This is a genomic window from Candidatus Zixiibacteriota bacterium (assembly GCA_040753495.1).
Lineage (GTDB): Bacteria > Zixibacteria > MSB-5A5 > GN15 > PGXB01 > DYGG01.
Window position 1 is genome coordinate 1 of the sequence record JBFMEF010000201.1, and the last position, 16,712, is coordinate 16,712.

General features: G+C 50.7%; 16 protein-coding genes. 9 read left to right on the top strand and 7 right to left on the bottom strand.

Features of this window, described 5'->3' with window-relative positions; genetic code table 11:
• On the top strand, positions 1-220 hold a 220-nt coding region (locus tag AB1690_13100), incomplete at its 5' end, for a PLP-dependent transferase (GenBank protein ID MEW6016242.1).
• 143 nt (positions 221-363) lie between these two features.
• Entirely contained in the window at positions 364-1,182 is an 819-nt protein-coding gene (locus tag AB1690_13105) for a class I SAM-dependent methyltransferase (GenBank protein MEW6016243.1), read from the top strand.
• Between the two features lie 10 nt (positions 1,183-1,192).
• On the opposite strand, the gene bshB1 is transcribed toward AB1690_13105, so the two are convergent.
• The 7 genes from bshB1 to AB1690_13140 form a co-directional block, all read right to left on the bottom strand.
• Complete coding sequence (gene bshB1 / locus AB1690_13110; protein MEW6016244.1) at positions 1,193-1,906, bottom strand: bacillithiol biosynthesis deacetylase BshB1; 714 nt, start codon at positions 1,904-1,906, stop codon at positions 1,193-1,195.
• A gap of 55 nt (positions 1,907-1,961) precedes the next feature.
• Positions 1,962-3,167 (bottom strand): alpha/beta hydrolase-fold protein, encoded by a 1,206-nt coding sequence (locus AB1690_13115; GenBank protein ID MEW6016245.1) that lies wholly within the window; start codon positions 3,165-3,167, stop codon positions 1,962-1,964.
• A gap of 12 nt (positions 3,168-3,179) precedes the next feature.
• The gene (locus AB1690_13120; protein MEW6016246.1) at positions 3,180-4,631 is read right to left on the bottom strand and encodes an outer membrane protein transport protein; all 1,452 of its coding nucleotides are present in this window, start codon (positions 4,629-4,631) and stop codon (positions 3,180-3,182) included.
• 291 nt (positions 4,632-4,922) lie between these two features.
• Positions 4,923-5,777 carry a metal ABC transporter permease gene (locus tag AB1690_13125; protein MEW6016247.1) on the bottom strand — a complete coding sequence of 285 codons (855 nt, stop codon included), beginning with the start codon at positions 5,775-5,777 and terminating at the stop codon, positions 4,923-4,925.
• Between the two features lie 12 nt (positions 5,778-5,789).
• Positions 5,790-6,554, bottom strand: a complete 765-nt coding sequence (locus AB1690_13130; GenBank protein ID MEW6016248.1) for a metal ABC transporter ATP-binding protein — start codon at positions 6,552-6,554, stop codon at positions 5,790-5,792.
• Positions 6,551-7,483: a zinc ABC transporter substrate-binding protein gene (locus AB1690_13135; protein ID MEW6016249.1), complete on the bottom strand. Its 933-nt coding sequence runs from the start codon at positions 7,481-7,483 to the stop codon at positions 6,551-6,553. Before AB1690_13135 ends, AB1690_13130 begins: the two co-directional genes overlap by 4 nt.
• Before the next feature lie 73 nt (positions 7,484-7,556).
• Positions 7,557-9,089: a hypothetical protein gene (locus AB1690_13140; protein ID MEW6016250.1), complete on the bottom strand. Its 1,533-nt coding sequence runs from the start codon at positions 9,087-9,089 to the stop codon at positions 7,557-7,559.
• 56 nt (positions 9,090-9,145) lie between these two features.
• Here AB1690_13140 and AB1690_13145 point away from each other — a divergent pair, with 56 nt between their 5' ends.
• From AB1690_13145 to AB1690_13175, 7 genes are all read left to right on the top strand, one after another.
• Positions 9,146-9,997, top strand: coding sequence for a tetratricopeptide repeat protein (locus tag AB1690_13145; GenBank protein ID MEW6016251.1), 852 nt, complete (start codon positions 9,146-9,148; stop codon positions 9,995-9,997).
• Between the two features lie 209 nt (positions 9,998-10,206).
• The gene (gene rfbX / locus AB1690_13150) at positions 10,207-11,592 is read left to right on the top strand and encodes an oligosaccharide flippase family protein (protein MEW6016252.1); all 1,386 of its coding nucleotides are present in this window, start codon (positions 10,207-10,209) and stop codon (positions 11,590-11,592) included.
• Positions 11,576-12,616, top strand: coding sequence for a glycosyltransferase (locus AB1690_13155; protein ID MEW6016253.1), 1,041 nt, complete (start codon positions 11,576-11,578; stop codon positions 12,614-12,616). Before rfbX ends, AB1690_13155 begins: the two co-directional genes overlap by 17 nt.
• Positions 12,613-13,797, top strand: a complete 1,185-nt coding sequence (locus tag AB1690_13160) for a glycosyltransferase family 4 protein (protein MEW6016254.1) — start codon at positions 12,613-12,615, stop codon at positions 13,795-13,797. Before AB1690_13155 ends, AB1690_13160 begins: the two co-directional genes overlap by 4 nt.
• Complete coding sequence (locus AB1690_13165) at positions 13,794-15,071, top strand: hypothetical protein (protein ID MEW6016255.1); 1,278 nt, start codon at positions 13,794-13,796, stop codon at positions 15,069-15,071. The genes AB1690_13160 and AB1690_13165 overlap by 4 nt, the downstream gene beginning before the upstream one ends.
• A complete protein-coding gene (locus AB1690_13170; GenBank protein MEW6016256.1) occupies positions 15,049-16,143 on the top strand; it encodes a glycosyltransferase family 1 protein in 1,095 nt (364 codons plus the stop codon). The genes AB1690_13165 and AB1690_13170 overlap by 23 nt, the downstream gene beginning before the upstream one ends.
• On the top strand, positions 16,140-16,712 hold a 573-nt coding region (locus AB1690_13175), incomplete at its 3' end, for a glycosyltransferase (protein MEW6016257.1). The genes AB1690_13170 and AB1690_13175, both read left to right, overlap by 4 nt.

A 16,712-nucleotide genomic window follows, 5' to 3' on the forward strand; every position in this document is an offset into this window, starting at 1 on the left:
TATCTTCATTCTGGCGGAATCACTGGGCGGGGTGGAGTCGCTGATAAATCATCCGGCGACAATGACTCATGCCTCCATTCCGGCGGAAATCAGGAAAGCGCGGGGGATAGATGACGGGCTGGTGCGGCTGTCGGTCGGTCTGGAAGATGTTGAGGATTTGATAGATGATTTGAAAGCGGCATTGGCGGCGGTCGAAAAGAAGCTGGTGGGAAAAAGGTGAGTGTGTGCATACGGAGAAGGTCGAAATCATTCGCAGATTTCGACCTTGTGAGAATATGGGTATGATGGAACTTTCGAACAATGAAAGGCAAATGCAATGAGACAATTAAAACCACGCGAACAGATAGTAATCAGGAGGTAATTATGCGTGTTCACTCGTTTCATCGGGTGGCGCGTGACTATATGGCGAAGGTAACGCCGCATCGTCACGCCCACTATCAGACTTTAATGCATGAGCTGAAACTTCGGGGAGATGAGAAACTTCTCGATGTCGGCTGCGGTCCCGGAATTATCGCTCTGGAAGCGGCCCGCCGCCTGCCCCAAGGACATCTTACCGGAATTGATATCTCATCCAATATGATTGAGCTGGCAAAAGGACTGGCGGCGGAAGAAGGGGCAACCAATGTCACCTTTCAGGTCGGTGACGCCCTCTATCTGGATTTCCCCGACAATAGCTTTGACGTTGTCATCTCCTCGCTGGTCTTCCCCTGGGTGCCCGACCAGAAACGTCATCTGGCGGAGATTCATCGCGTCCTCAAACCGGGCGGCCGACTGGGGTTGGTGACCCTTTCCAAGATTGTTTACCGGGAGTTCATTGGAGCGCTTCGCCATGCCGCCAGACGGAATCCCGACCTGCTGCCAATTGAGAAAGATTTCTATCGTTTTCTCGGGGCGAAAGTTTATAATCTCAAAGGGGCGGAAGATGAGCTGCGCCGCGCCGGTATGGAGGTTCGCCGCAGTTTTCGTCTGACCACGGAAGACCCGGTTACGCCTCAGGATTATCTGACCCGTATCAACTCCATCGTGGATGAGAATTATCTCGAGGGGTTGTCGGAGGAGGATAAGGCAAGAGTGCGGCAGGATATATTTCTGGCTCTGGCGCGCCGCAATGGCTCGCTGCATTTTACCGAGTCAGCCCTCTTTTTACTTGCGGAAAAGAAGCTTGACAGCGCCCGATGTTGAGCGCCTTAAGTTATTTTTTAACCAAATCAAATAAATCGACAATCCGAATCGGTTCTACATGGTAGAACCCCTGGCCATATCTGCATCCGGCTTGCTGTCCGAAGGAACGCGCCATCGATTCTAACGACCAGATATAGTCGCGCGATTTTTCCGGATTGAGGAACTGTGACTGATGGCACTTGAGGGCGTCGAGCCACTGCTCAAACTGCTCGGTGATATCGACAATAAAGCTGGGACTGAGTCCGGGGGGCAGGAAGTAATGGAAAATGCGCTTAACGGAATGCGGCTCCCCCGGGATAGGCATTTTTTTAAGGGTCGCATAGTTGGCGGCATTGATAACAATCTGTCCGGCGGCGACATGGTCGGGGTGCGATTGGCGTTTTCCATGGCCGACATGAGGATACGGCGCCAGGATGATTGACGGTTTATGCCGACGAATCAGCGTTGCCAGTTCGATTCTCTTCTCATAACTGTCGAATAATCGCGTGTCGCCCCAGTCATATGTATGAATGAGGTCGGAGCCCATCAGGCGGGCAGCATTGAGGGCTTCCTCGGCGCGGATTTCCGGGGTGCCGCCGGTGCCCATTTCGCCGGCGGTGAGATAGACAATACCGGTTTTATAGCCGTTCTTGTTAAGTCCGATGAGGACACCGCCGGTGCCAACTTCGACATCATCCGGGTGCGCCCCGATGGAAATCAAATCGTACTGCTTCTCGTCATTCATACAATTAAAAAGCCGGAGAAGGTCACCTCCCCGGCTTTATCGATTTTGGTTATCTTCAGTCGTTGGCTCCCGCCATATTTTCCGAATGGAAAATCAGGATTGCCTCCAGAATATCATAAATGTACTCACTTCTGACCGAAGGGTAGCCGGGATATCCCACGAATTCCAGATATTGATGTTCCACACTCTGGGAGGTCAGATAATTATGGAAATCGAGAGTCTGTTGATAAAAACCGTACTGCGCTTCGGGGGTGTTTATCAACATGATTTCCTGTGCCAGAGTCGGGGGATAGGCGGTCCGGATGGCTTCGATGTTGTTTGCCAGCCAGAGGTTCCAGATAGAGGTATGCGCCGCGCCTGTGGAATCGAATGGCAGATGAATCTTCACTCTGCCGGCGCCGCTCGGTGTGATTAACAGGGTGGTCGAATCGGTAATGACATTGCCGTCATTCACCACGCCGGTGTCATTGGGGGAGAAACTGCAGGCGGCGGCAAGAATCATGGTGCGAAAGATATCCTCGGAGGTGGTATCCATGGCGCGATAGGTGGTGTCGAGATTGGCGATGATGTCGTCAAAATAAGGAATCAGTCCGCCATTGCCGGTGGCGCCGTCAAAATCGAGCGGAGCGGTTATAGCCGAAACGGAACTGAAATTCTCCTGATATTTGGAAGCAATTCGGAAAGCGCCGTAGCCGCCCATGCCATATCCGGAAATGCCGCGCGAGGCGCGCTCCGGAATGGTGTTGAAGATGGCATCAATATAATCAATAAGGCTGGCACGGGCGTCATTGAACATTAGAGTAGAGTCTTTTCTGCCTATGATTGATTCATAAAGTCCGCCCGCTTCGGAGTTGCCATAAAAGGAGCCGCCATAGGCATTAGCGCCATTGACGCAGACAATCCACATTGGCTGGATTTTGCCGGTGCCGATAAGACGGTCCGCCACCGCCTTAAGACCATGATTAAAATAGAAGAATTCGTCTTCACCAAAGGGTGAAAGCAGGAAGAGGACCGGATAGGGCTGTCCCAGATTCTGCTGTGTGAATTCGGGCGGAGAATAGATACGGAAACGGACGAGATACGGGTCTTCGGCCGAGGAGAACATCGATTTATTCAGATAAAAGGCAAAGGAATGCTGGCCGGGAAGAATATAACCGCTGTCGTAAACGTCAATTTTTGAGGTAATGCCCCGGTCGCTGCATCCGGCAAGCAATCCGACCAGCAAGATTAAGGATGCTATTATCGAGTATGTTCTAAACATGGACGGGACCTCCTAAAACCTGTATGAAATACCCAGGACGGTCTGGTAGTTGGTGCCGCGGTAATCACCGGTCATGTTCTTTAATGTTCCGTCGTCATTAAAGGTCATCTCGCTGACAGTGAGGTCATCCTGTTTGGTATATCCGGTGGCGAAATCGAGGTTCCATTGATTAACTTCGAAACCGAAGCCGAAACTGACGCTGAGTTTATCGCCAAGGTCGAAGAAATAAGGGGTAAAGGTTTCGCCGGTCACAGGCGACTGGTCGAAACCAAAACCGGCGCGGAGTTCGAGGAAGCGCAGAGCGCGGTAGTTGGCGCCGGCCATAACCCGAAAGGCATCATCCCAGACCACCGGCAGGGCATGCTGCCGGGTCAAGAGAGAATCATTGGCGTTGACAAAACTGGGGTCCTTGAGACCTTCGAATTTGGTAAAGCTGAAATCGTACCCTTTAAAGGATGACCAGAAAGTCATCTCGGCGTCAACAGCGACGGTCAATTTATCATTGACCTGGTATGAAACGGCGCCTGCGATTGAAGCCGGCAGGTCGATATCGGTCTCGAAATCGGACTTTATCATAACAATTTCGCCGGCCGAGAAGAGATACTCCTCGTCGCCGGGACGATAGCCGTAGTTCTGGATAGCCGAGGGATTTAGCGGCATATAGAAACGGGACTCGGTTTCGCCTGTGACATTCATGGAGGTAGGTCCGGAAACGACAAAAGCGCCGCTCAGTTTTTCGGTAAGGTCATAGAGCAGTCCGGCGCGTAAGCCAAATCCCCAGCCGTTGCCGTCAGCACGGTACCACTGCGGAATTTTTTCGTAGGGGCGGTCGCTTATCGGGGAGGGCATTGGATTGCGGTGCAGGACGACATCGGTAAAATATAAATCGCCGCGGACCACAGCCAGTCCGACACCGAGGGAGAGTTTGTCGTCAAGAAAGTTTCGGGCGGCCGTAACCTGAAATTCAACGGCATCGAGATTATTATGGAACTGGCGGTCGGGATAATCCTGCGGATTGTATCCGGGGAGGTTCTGGTACAACTCCCAGTTGAGGTTCTGGTCGAAACTCTGGATGATGCTGAAACCAAAAACGGTCTCGCCCCAGACAGGAAGACGGGCCAGAATTCCGCCCTGGGGAACATTGAGGATTTCATGATGATTGGCGATATCCTGACCATTGAAGAAACCGGATTCGTACTGGTCACCCCAGTAAATATTCGGCTTGGTCCAGTAACGATTATGCATAGCGGCGAGATTAGCCGCAATATAGTTGTCCTGAATACGGGCGTAACCGGCCGGGTTGTAATAAGCGGCCGACCAGTCATCAGCCACCGCGCGGAATGCCCCACCCATGCCTCTCGCTTTGACCCCGATGCCGTCAAAAGTAAAGCCGCCGCCGAAAGCCAGCGATGCGGTCAGCATCAGCAGCAAAAAAAGAAAGGCGGAATACCTTAATATTCCCATTCTCATCTCCGTAAATATAAATGCTAACAATTCTTCCCAGTCACCTCAGGGTTGCCGTCCCTTAACCAGAAGAACCGGCAACCGCTCTAAATTCCAATCCGCCGCAACCGCGGGCGGACAAAAAAGCCTTGTGAAATTACCATAAAGGGGGCGGTTTGTCAAGCCCTCAGACGTTTTTTTGCCCTGAATGCGTCTCCTTGATTAAGTTGCCATCTCACAATTTATTGACGCAGAGCAGGGGGCGCGAATCAAATGCAAAATTTGCGGGGGAGAAGAATAAGTCAGGGCTGGTTAGCGACGGTAGCGAACCAGGTTGTAAAGACTGGTGCCAAAGAAAATGGCGGAGGCGACCAGGATGACCGCCGCCCCGGTAGCGATATTCCAAGCCAGTGAAGCGATTAACCCCAGCAGAGAGGAGACAAAAGCGAGTGCCCCGGACCACCAGAAGAGCGTTCCGGAGTTGCGGGCAATGTTACGCGCCGAGGCGGCAGGAAGAATCAGCATGGCCGTGACCAGAAGCAAGCCGACGGCGCGAATACTGAAAGTTACCACTATCGCCAGAAGCGCGGCAAAGGAATATTCATATAAAGTGGTATTGACACCTTTGGAAAAAGCCCAGTCCTGATGCAGACCGATCATGAGCAACTTGTTGTAAGTGCGCCAGATGAAGACCACGGCGAGGAGGAAAAGAAGAATCATGGCGGTCAGTTCGGTCTCCGTGATAGTGAGAATGTCGCCGAAAAGATAACTCTGCAGGTCGCGGCTGAGCCCGCGACGGGCGGAGATAATCGCAATCCCGAGGGCAATGACGGTTGAGAAGAAGACGCCGATCACGGTGTCGGTCGAAAGTTCGGTATGCCTTTTGACTTTGATTATCCCCAGGCCTATGATGACCCCGAAGATTACCAGCGTCACCCAGGGGTTCAAGCCGAAGAGTAGCCCCAAAGCAATGCCGGTAAAGGCGGAATGACTGATGGTATCGGAGAAGAAAGCCATCCGGAAGTTTACAACCATTATGCCGATAGCCCCGCAGAGAAGAGTCAACAGCGTCAGCCCGATGAAGGCGCGAATTATGAAGGTCGATTGCGCCCATTCAAAAGGGAGCAACGTCCCGACCGCTTGATATAAAAAGTCGTACAGGTTCATCTCAACGGCAACCTAATCATGCTTATGCTTCTCCGGGTGGGGGTACCGGACGACTTCAATATGATGGCCGAAAACCGCCTGTAGATTTTCCGGGGTGAGAATCCTGGCGGTTTCACCATGACAGATAACCGATTTATTGAGACAGATAACATGGTCGGCATGATTGGTGACGACCGAGAGGTCGTGACTCACGATAACCATAGTGAAGTGGCGGCGATGATGAATCGATTCGAGGAGGTCACAAAAGAGTCTTTCGCCGGCGATATCGATGCCGGAAACCGGCTCATCAAGAAGAAGCAGATTGGGGTTTCCGGAGAGAGCCGATGCCAAAAGAACTCTCTGCAGTTCACCGCCGGAGAGTTTGCCGAGGGGGCGTGGCGCCAGATGCGCCGCCTCGACCAGACTCAGATTTTCTTCCGCTTTTTCGACGAGCGCGCGGCGCCGCCCCAGCCAAAGCGGCTTTTTCTGGTGGGGCATGACCAGAAAGTCGATGACGGTCATCGGGATGCCGCGGTCAAAATCGAGCACCTGCGGCACATATCCAAAGCGAGGGGTAACACTCTGACCCTCCGCAGTAAGAAACTGCACCTTGCCGCTATAGGGAACCTTGTTAAGAATGACTTTGAGGGCGGTGGTTTTGCCGGCGCCGTTAGGCCCAATCAGAGCGGTCACGGAACCGGCCGGAATTTCGGCGGTGATATTCTCCAGCACCTTGATGCCATCAAAGGAGACCGAAAGATTCTGAAACCGAATTGCCGGTGACGGTAAGTCTGTCATTTCATTGCCTTAACCAGGTTTTCAAGATTTTCAAGCATAACGGTCTCATAATAATCGCGAGGTGGATTGGAAGGTCCTGTGGCAACCGGGTCGATGACATATGCCGGAACTTTCAGTTCCGACGCCAGAGTTCGCGCCATCCGTTCCGAATACTGCGGCTCGGCGAAAATGGCGGCAATCTTATTCCGGCGCAATTCTCCGGAGAGGGCAATAGTTTCCCTGGCGGACGGTTCCTGACCCGGCTCCTTTTCTATAATATCAACTATCTGGAATCCAAAATCGCGCGCCAGATAATCATAGATTTCATGAACCGCGGCGACTTTTGGATTAGAGAGATTGGTCAACCGCGACCGATACTGAGTCACAACAGAATCGAGCCGTTCCTTGTAGTCGGCGGCGTTGGCGTTTATCCTGTCGGCATATTGGGGAAGATACTGCGTCAGCGAGGCCGCTATCCGGGAAATCATCGCTTGCGCCTGCAGAGGGGAGGCGAAAAGATGGGGATTCCAACGGCTGTCATTACCTTCGTGATTATGAGCGGCATGAGTTGCCCGGGAAGGAAGCGGCGCGATACCGGAAGCGGCATCAATGAGCGCAATCTCATCTTTCCCGGCAAGAATATCCTCAACAAAGTCGTCCAGTCCCAGACCGTTGATAATAACCAGGTCGGCTAAATGCGCTTTCTTGATATCTTCTGGGGCAAGAGAAAAGTCGTGCGGGCAGCCGTAATCGCCGGGGAGAAGAATATCGACCTGCAGGTCAGGTATATTATAGGTCAGATTGAGAGTGAACAGATAGACAGGGAAAAAGGTGGTCAGGATTTTGGTTTTCTTTTCCTTATCGCCGGCCTTCAGGCGCGAAGGCGCCGCCACCGTGACCAGTAGAAGAAGCGATAATATATATATCAGTCTAATATCTTTCTTGGGCATGGCATAATATTATACAACAGCCCGATTCCACCAAGTAAAAATATCGGGAATGTCTGCCGGAAGGGAGCGGCCGCTATTTTCGTTTCAGAACCAACTCGTGAAGAGCGCTATAATACCCTAAGGCAGCGGCTTGATTCAGATGCAGAAACGCTTCCGGTCCGGTCGATACCTGCGCCAGGTAGTAATGAAAAGAGGCCTGATTGGGATTTTCGGCAAGCGCGCGACTGAACCGGTCGCGGGCGCCGATGAAATCTTTCATAAGGTAGGCGCGATATCCGTCGGATGCGGCAAGGGTTGCCGCGCCCAATGTGGTCTCGGCCAGACGGTTTATCATCAGCTCTTTATGATTGAGGTTGATATAAGAAAAGAAGGTCGAGGGGAGCTCCGCCAGAGGATACTCGCTCTCTTCGACAGATTTAAGCACCAGCATTAAATAGGATGTTATCTTATTTAAAGCGTCGCCGTCTTCAAGCCCGGCGCGGATAATCCGGTCGTTGAGGCGGTCAAAGCGGTCACTGGAAAGCCAGGTAGGACGGATAGTCATGATGGAACTGAGGTCGGAGACATGCACGGCGCCGAGAAGATGACCAATCTCGTGCAGCAGCAGTTGCCCCTCAAGGAAGACTTTCCATTCGCGAAGCCCGGTATGCGGCGGGGAGATTTCGGCGATAACCGCCAGTTTGCGCCCGAGGTCGGACAGCCCAACCTGAATATTGCCGTCACCGATATAATAATCTTCACTGTTATCGGGTCGGAAGACCGCCACTGTCAGGGTATCCGACGGCGGCAAGCCGCCGCGGATAAAAGAGCGGAGCAGCCGCTCGATATCGGTGTACGACAGCTCCTTGACCGTAAAATATTCCACTGCGGCCGGATGCAATCCCACCTTGAACTGCCTCCAGAGGGAGCGTGCGACATAATCGACGCCGCGCAGGAGGTCTTTTTCCATATTTCCTTTAATGTCGTTGGCGATGCGCGAATCTATCAGCAGTTTGAGCGGCCGGGAACGTTTATAGGATTCTTTCACCGGCGGCAATCGCGGGAGAAACGAGAGCGCTTCGGAGAGAAGTCGCTTGAGAACAAAATCAGGCGGCTCCACATGACCAAGCCCTTTCCGGAGAAGCAGGGAATCATCGGTAGCCACCCAGTTTTCAAGAGGGCGGGCACTGCTTTTCTTCCCTTTTATAAGATAGACTGATGAATCGAGACGAAAGAAATCTGTCCGCAGTTCGATGACGGCGGTGTATTCAATGACGGCGGGAGAAGATGATTTAATTTTGACCCGGCGGAATTTTGGTTTCGGTGTCAGTTGCAAAAGGTAATCATAGTCGCCAAATTTCGAAATGGTTTCAGGGTCATTGAGGGTGAGCTTTGCTTCGGAGGGGAAAATATCGAACTGGAACCCTTTTAACCAGAGATAATAATCAAGATGGCTGGCGAGACATTCCATAAAATTGTCACTGTTATATTCGAGGTTTTCCGGCAAACGGGGGACAGTGATAACCACCGCCATTTTTCCCGGCGGAAACTCGAGACTTTCTCCGGCATGAAGCGGCGAGATAGAAAGCAGGAGGAATAAAGAGAGTATCAGTCGCTGTTTCATCATGGTAAAATCGCTTATTGGCGCTTGAAAATCAAGATGCAAAGGAGTATAATTAAAATATGGTTAAAGTTTTGGCGTGGGCGCTCTGCCCGTTGATTTTGCTTTTATTTATTGCCGGCTGCGGTAAAGAACCAACCGACCTGGCCGGACTCAAAAAAGCGGCCGCTGCCTCGCTGGAGAAGGGAGAGAACCGTAAGGCTCTGGTCTATTTGACTAAGGCAATGAGCCTGGCTCCGTCGGACAAAGAAATTCTGATGACCATGGCAGAAGCGTACAAGAAGGAAGGGGTTACTGATTCGGCGCTGTCGTACTTTCGCAGGGCCGACAAGCTCTACCCGCGCGACCGCAGAATCAACCGGGAATTGATTGAACTGTACCGCGCCACGGACAATACCGAGGGGGCGCTGGGCGCGATTGCCGTGATGGTTGCCACTGGCGACAACGAAAAAATCTATTGGCCTCTTCTGGCGGAACTATATACCAAGTTGAATGACAAGAAGAATGCGGCAAAATACTGGCGCTTTCTGATGATAGAGTATCCGACCGAACCGAACTATTACCTTCAGTATTCCAATGCTCTGACCTCCCTGAATCAGTATGAAGAGGCGAATCAAGTCCTGGCGCAGACGCTGGAGCGGTTTGGCCCGGCGGCGGAAGGGTATGCCAATATGGCGGTCAATTACCTTAATTTGCGGCAGTTTGATAAAGCCGAGGAGAATTTCCGCCGGAGTCTGGAGTTGAATCCGAACAGCCCCTTGACCTGGCTTAACCTGGCGAATCTTCTTTCGGGAAGCGATGAGCGCGCCAAGATGGAGGAGGCGCTGGGGATATATCAGCGGTTTCGCGGTCAGGCGCCGGAGGCGATGCGACTGGATTCGCTCATTGGAGCGCTGGAGAGCCGATTGCGGTAGAGGTCGCGGCCGGCAGGAGGGGAGTTGGCGCCTGATTTTATATTGACAGGACGGCTTATCGGGGGTAAATAGAGGCGAGGATGGGACCGCGTGACAAGCGCGACGTGTCCGTGAAAAGACGGTCCGGGCGGGAAAACAGGGAAGTTTAGGAAGGTCGTGGCGGGGTGATTTCGAGATTCCGCGGCGACCGGGAAACGGGATGTTTCTTAATGGATAAGACCGACGCCAGAGGAACCTCAGCCAAAACTACAGGGGCGGGAGTATCAGCGGAGAAGCCGTTATTTCCACCGAGCGAAAAGAAACGGGTTCTGGAGAATATTCTGTCTCTGGGGCTTCTTCAGGGGGCCAATTACATACTGCCGCTGGTGAGCTTTCCCTACCTGGCGAGAGTCCTTGGGGCGGAAAAATTCGGGCTGATAATGTTTGCGCAATCGTTGATAGCCTATTTCAATGCCGTTACTGAATATGGATTCAATCTCTCGGCGACCCGTGAAATCGCCATATCACGGGCCGACAAAGAGAGAGTCTCCCGCGTATTCTCCGAGGTCATTTTTGCGAAATTGGCTCTGATGATATCATCGTTTTTTCTTCTGCTTATACTGCTGTTCACATTCGAAAAATTCGGCGAGTATAAGCTGCTTTACTTATTGACATTTGGCGCGATTCTGGGGCAGGCAATAATGCCGAACTGGCTTTTCCAGGGAATGGAGCAGATGAAGTTTATATCGGCTCTGAATATTTCAGCGCGCGCCATTTTTTTAGTCCTGATCTTTCTGATCATTAAGAAGCCGGATGACTTCATCATAGTACCGTTGTTAAACGCGCTCGGAATGTTGACGGCAGGTATAGTTGGTTTGGTTCTGGCAAAGGTCCGCTTTGGCCTGAGCTTAAATATGCCCAGTCTTAAGGGCATGTTAGACAAGTTGAGAAGCGGCTGGAGCCTTTTTGTATCTACAGTGGCTATAACTCTTTATCGCAACTCGAATGTCTTCCTTCTTGGCCTTGTTGCCTCCTACAACATAGTCGGGTATTACGCCATTGCGGAAAAGATTGTGAAGGCAGTGCAATCGATGATTACCCCGGTGACGCAGTCGCTCTTTCCGTTCATCGGTCGCAAATTCACCGCCTTGACGATAATGGAATCTGTGAAGACACTCCTCCGGCTATCGCGCTACTATTTTCTTATTATGCTTACTCTATCTGTAGCTATTGTATTATTTCAGCCGGTCATCGCCAGAGTCTTTCTGCCAGGCAGCATAGAGAGTTTCAAGTATGATATCATTATCATGAGCGTTGCCATTGTTTTCGGAGGTCTGTCCGCTCTCTTGGGCTTGGTGGGATTGATAAATCTTGAGCGACAGAGAGATTTCACTCTCTTCGTTGTGGTGGTCGGGTTGGTCAATCTGCCGGTATGCTTGACACTTTCGTACTACTTACAAGATATAGGAAGCTCGCTGTCGCTGTTGATATCGGAACTGTTGCTCTTTACTTTGTGCTCAGCCAGATTGAGAAAAATCTATATCCAAGAAAAAGCCCATCCTACCAACAAATCAGTGACAGTTTCTGATTCAATCCTGGATGAGTTCGCAGTTTGAATATATTCCCAAGTCTGTCGGGGTAACGGTGGTGACTGTTACTTACGGCAAGCGATGGGACTATCTGAAATCAGTCCTGCAGGCGGTCGCGGCCGAGGATGCAATCTCAAGGATAATCGTGGTGGATAACGGGGCGGAACATGACTTTGTGGCCGAAGCAAGGAGGTTAACGGGGTTAAAACTTGTCACGGTCAGTCTGGGGCATAATCGCGGCTCGGCGATAGGGTTTAAGGCCGGCTTAAAACTGGCCCTGGAATTCAAAGACGCGGAATATATCTGGCTTCTGGATGATGACAATCGTCCGGAGCCGGGCGCGCTGAAAGAGCTGCTCAGATACTTCCTGCCGCTTGAAAGAAATCAAAAGAAAGATTCGCTCCTAACCCTTTCACTGCGAATCGACAGAAAGCAGTACCGCCGGGTAGCGCAGGGGGAACCGATTGCCCGCTGGTTTCCACAATCAAATAGCTTTCTGGGATTTCATATCTTCTGGCTGCCGTTCTGGAGAATTATCGATATTCTAAAACGCACGCCGGAGAGGGACAACCGCCCCTTTCTTCCGTTCCTTGAGGTTCCGGTGGCTCCATGGGGCGGAATGTTTTTCCATAAGTCGCTGATTGAGAAACATGGGTATCCTGAGACCGATTTCTTTCTCTACGGTGATGACACTGAATTTGCCCTCCGTTTTCGTCATGCCGGAGGAAAGATTTTTCTGATTCCCTCCAGTCAGCTGACCGACCTCGAGGAATCGTGGCATTCCCGAAAAAGAGTCGCGCCGGTGATGTTTTTAAAAAATTATGCTGAGGCGCCATCGTTTAGAATCTATTACGGTGTCAGAAACAGCACCTATTTGTGGAACAAATATTTCCGGAAAAACAGATTCCTATTTGGAATAAACAGATACATTTTCTTGATGATGCTGAAATTCTATTTGTCCTGGCGGGGCGAGAAAGAGCGGTATTTGCTAATCAAGAATGCAGTTGCCGATGGTGATAGAGGGAACCTGGGTGAACGGGCAGGATTTTGAAGATATTACTGGTAAATAATCACTATTATCCTCATATAAAAGGAGGGGCGGAGATTTCGGTACAGCTACTTGCCGAAAGCCTGCAAAACCTGGGGGAGCAAGTAACGGTCATAACTACGGCCGAGGAAAATGAGTCAGGGGTAATCAACGATGTTAAAGTCCGGTACTTGAGAGCGCCCAATCTGTACTGGGTCAGCACCGCCAAAGAGCAACCCCTGTACAAAAAGCCACTGTGGCATCTTATAGATGTTTATAACTTATTCGTTCTGAAAAAAATTGAGCAGATTATCGCTGAGGAGCGTCCCGATATAGTGCATACCCATAATCTGGCCGGACTCTCGGTATCGGTCTGGAAGGGAGCTCTGAATAAGTCTATCCCGGTCGTGCATACCCTTCGCGACCATCATCTTCTCTGCCGCAAGTCGAGTATGTTTCGCAAGGGACAAAACTGCCGCCGGCAGTGCCTGACCTGTCGAATATATTCATTGCCGAAAAAACTACTTTCCGGCAAATTGCAGGGTGTGGTTGGTGTGAGCCAGTATATTCTTGATAGGCATTTAAGTAGCGGATATTTTGAGGATGTCTCCATTAAACGGGTAATTAGAAACGCGGTGCCGGAAGTCGCGACGGCAGAGTCGCGCATGAATGACGACGGCATTTTCAGACTCGGATTAGTCGGAAGTCTGTGCGAAGGCAAAGGGACAGAGTATGCGCTGCAGAGATTTGCCGCGATGAATCTCGAAAAGGCGCATCTCCTGGTATTTGGTCGCGGTGTGACCAGAGAATCTGAAGAGTATTTGAAGTCCAAGTACAGTTCCGAAAAAATTCACTTTCTTGGATTTATGGAACAGGAAAAAATTTACCGGATGATTGATGTAACCTTGTTCCCTTCCCTTTGGAATGAGGCGCTGCCGCGCACGATAATTGAGTCTTTCAATTATGGCATTCCGGTTATAGCGACCGACCGGGGACCTGCCAGGGAACTAATTGCTGAAGGAGTCACCGGATATCTGTACGACCCGGACAGAGAAGGGGAATTGGAGGGGAGAATACAGCTGATAATTCAGGATAAGAAGATAACAAGCAGTTTTAAACTGGCATGTATTAAGGAGGCTGAAAAATACCGTTCGTCCGTGATTGCCAGAGATTATCTCAATATTTACAGGCAGGTGGTCAGATGATAGAGCTCAGAAAAGGAATGCTCCTGTTCTGGCTGGTTATCATCATAATGGAAGCGCCATTAAGATACTATTCCTCAGCGCTTGGTTTTCCCGGGATAGTCTATCTTAAGGATTTTGTCTTGCTTCTGATTTTCCTCTATTTTTTGGTCTTAATCTTCAAGAGAAAACGAATCGATGCTTTGATTCTGATAATATTGGCCGGAGTTGCCTATGGCTGCCTTGTGGGGATGCTGAACGGGCTGTCCATTTCGCAAGTGGCTTTCGGTGCAAAGATGTTTCTGCCCTTCGTGGTGGCTTTTATAGCTGTTTATTATCTCCAAGTCGAAAGAGATTTTCTCGGGACAATGTTTCGGTGGTTGGTACCGGTTGTCTTATTGGGTATTCTACTTGAATTATTTGGGGAGCTTCCCTGGAAAGGGGAACAATATTCGGCTTTTGGAGTCGACATTGATGCTTCCAGAGAATGGACTACTCTGGGTCTGCCCCGGTTGTCCGGATTTGGACGCGCATCCTATGAAACAGCGGCGATTATCCTATCTTTGGTTGCCCTGAACCTGACAGCAACCTTGGTGTCGTCGGGCGAACCAAAAAGAGCGACAGTTAGATATTATGATTATCTATTGTCAACTCTGTCCATCGCCGGGATTGTCGTCACTACCTCAAAGACGGCGATGCTGGCAACGGTGGGACTTCTGATATCTGCCGTGCTTATCAAGTTTGCATTAGAGAGGAGAGCGAAAGGAGACCGAGCCTCGCTGGGACTGAAATTATTCATATTGTTTTTTGCGCTCTTCGGGATGATTCCCCCTGCTATCGCCGCGATAAATCCCTCTTACTTTTCTCAGGTACTCGATTCCGATAACTTATTCTGGAAAGCAGTTACTTTTTCGTTTGTAGAAAGAATGGAAAGCACTTGGCCAGAGGCACTTCATCTGCTGGATGGAGGGTGGCGATTTCTTTCAGGGCGAGGCATTGGGGGGATAGGAGCATCACAGTTTTATTTCGAGCCCGAGAATTATAATCCGGCAGACAACTTCTATATTTATGTATTGATATCGTTTGGAATTGTCTTTACGGCAGTGGTAATTGCTTATCTTATTAAGAACTTAGTCTTATGCAAGCCCTCTGAACAGGCCGGCGTCCCTTTCTTCATATTCTGTCTCATAATCTTCGTCTTTGGCGCAACTATGAACATAGTAGAATCTTCCATCTTAATGTTCACATTGGGAATACTTGCGGGACTCTGGAAGCATGGCAAGGCAAATCTTCATTAACGGGCGGTTTTTAAGCCAGGCGATTACCGGCGTTCAGCGGTACGCTGCGGAAATAGTCAAAGGTATCGACGAAATAATCTCCCTCGATGACAGCATCAGGAGAAAATTCCAATTCTCAATTCTGGCTCCGAAAGGGGTCGGAAGAGAACTCAATCTAAAGAACATCTCGCTTAATGAAGTCGGACGCCGGCACGGTCATCTCTGGGAACAGCTGGAACTTCCGTTTCACAGCCGAAAGGGCATCCTGGTCAACCTCTGCAATATGGCGCCGATACTCAAGCGCCAGCAGACCGTCACCATCCATGACGTCGCCGTCTTTGCCATGCCGCACGCCTATACCCGCTCGTTTAGAATCTGGTACAGGTTTATCTTTCGGACCTTGAGGGTCAGACCTGCGGAGATAATCACCGACACGACATTCTCCGCTTCCGAAATCAAGAAATATCTTCCGGCAAAGGAGAAAAGAGTCACCGTAATTCCGGCCGGGTGTGAGCATATATCAGATGTAACCTCGGACCATCGCATCATCAGCCGGCTGGGGTTGACGTCAGGAAATTACCTGCTGGCGGTTTCCAGCCTGAATGAAAGGAAAAACTTCCGCGGTTTTCTGGCGGCAATGGGGCAACGCGACTTTGCGAAATATCAGACCGTTGTGGTTGGAAATCTCAATAAGAAGATATTCGGGGACAGCGCGGTCAGGTTACCGGAAAACATAGTGCAGGTGGCAGAGATTAATGACGCCGAACTTAAGGCGTTATATGCCAATGCGGGGGTATTTGTATATCCGTCATTTTATGAAGGGTTTGGATTGCCACCACTGGAAGCGATGGTTTGCGGAGCGCCGGCGGTTGTCTCCGATATCCCGGCTCACCGTGAGGTCTGCGGCGAAGCGGCGCTTTATTGCAATCCTTACGAGATAAAAGACATTGCCGAGAAAATTGAAAAAGTGTTACTTTCCGGTGACATTCGAGAAGAAATGATTGCCAAAGGAAAAGAGCGGGCAGAGATGTTTTCGTGGAAAAAATCGGCGCAGAAGCTGCTTGATTTAATAAGCGAAAGGTTTTCCCCATGAAAACCGCCATTGTGCATGACTGGCTGATTACCTACGGCGGGGCGGAACGGGTGCTGGAGCAGATGCTCAAAGTTTTCCCCGAGGCCGACCTCTTCGCCCTCTATGATTTCATCCCCGAGGGGCAAAGAGATTTTATCCAGAATAAACCGGTAACGACCTCCTTCCTGCAGAAATTCCCCTTCGCCCGGAAAAAGTACCGCAGTTATCTTCCGTTCATGCCGCTGGCCGTGGAGCAGTTTGACCTCTCGGGGTATGAGCTGGTGATATCAAGTTCTTTTGCGGTTGCCAAGGGGGTAATCACCGGACCGGACCAGCTGCATATCTGCATCTGCTATTCCCCGCCGCGGTATGCCTATGATTTGACCTTCCAGTATCTCGATGAAGCGGGACTTCGCAAAGGAATCCGCGGCGCCATCGCCAAACTGATTCTTCACTATATCCGCAACTGGGATTACCGAACGGCGGCCGGTGTTGACCAGTTTGTCGCCATATCCGAATATATCGCGCGGCGGATTGAGAAAATATACCGCCGTGATTCGAAAGTCATTTACCCGCCGGTCGATACCGAG